Here is a 618-nt window from a genome sequence, read left to right on the forward strand (position 1 = left end):
GATCAGATTGGCTTCCTTGGCATCCAATTCATCGTCGGCATTCGCAATCGCCAAAAGATGACGCAGCAACTGAACCTTACGTTCAAACGACACGTCCGCAAAGGCCAGCGCCGCTTGGGTACTCGTGGTCTCGTAAACGAAGTCCTTGAGGTATTCAGCGACTTCTCCTAACTCCTCAGGAGAAATTCCGAAATCATTCGAAGCGACCCGCAAAATCGCGTCGTATTCGTCTTTGTCAGTCTTTCCATCCGCCAACGCTATATGCAGCAGCAGCRAAAGTTCAGCTGTCAACACCGGGTCGTCGGCAACCTTCTGCACTGCACTTTTCGTACCCAGAAACGTTGCGATCCGATCAAAAATGCTTTCGCTCATGTTACCCCCAAATTGTCTCTACTGATTGATTGCAGTACAGACAGCCGAATTCAAGTAGCCAAACGCCTCAGGCCGGCATCTATAAAATTAAAATTCGATGCCTTTCTGAGCCTTGATGCCCGATCGGAACGGATGCTTGATCATTTCCATCTCGGTGACGAGATCCGCAAACTCGATGAGCTCATCCTTGGCGTTACGGCCAGTGATGATCACATGTTTCATATGCGGCTTCTGCTTCAGGACCTC

At 49.8% G+C, this 618-nt stretch carries 2 protein-coding genes; both read right to left on the reverse strand.

Annotation, left to right across the window (positions count from 1 at the left end):
• Positions 1-372, reverse strand: a 372-nt coding sequence (locus tag ACXJ5O_RS29150) for a TerB family tellurite resistance protein (protein ID WP_457302939.1), incomplete at its 3' end; no start/stop codon positions are given.
• A gap of 87 nt (positions 373-459) precedes the next feature.
• A partial coding sequence (locus ACXJ5O_RS29155) for a cob(I)yrinic acid a,c-diamide adenosyltransferase (RefSeq protein WP_457302940.1) occupies positions 460-618 on the reverse strand: 159 nt, incomplete at its 5' end.

The organism is Phyllobacterium sp. P5_D12 (genome assembly GCF_054049495.1).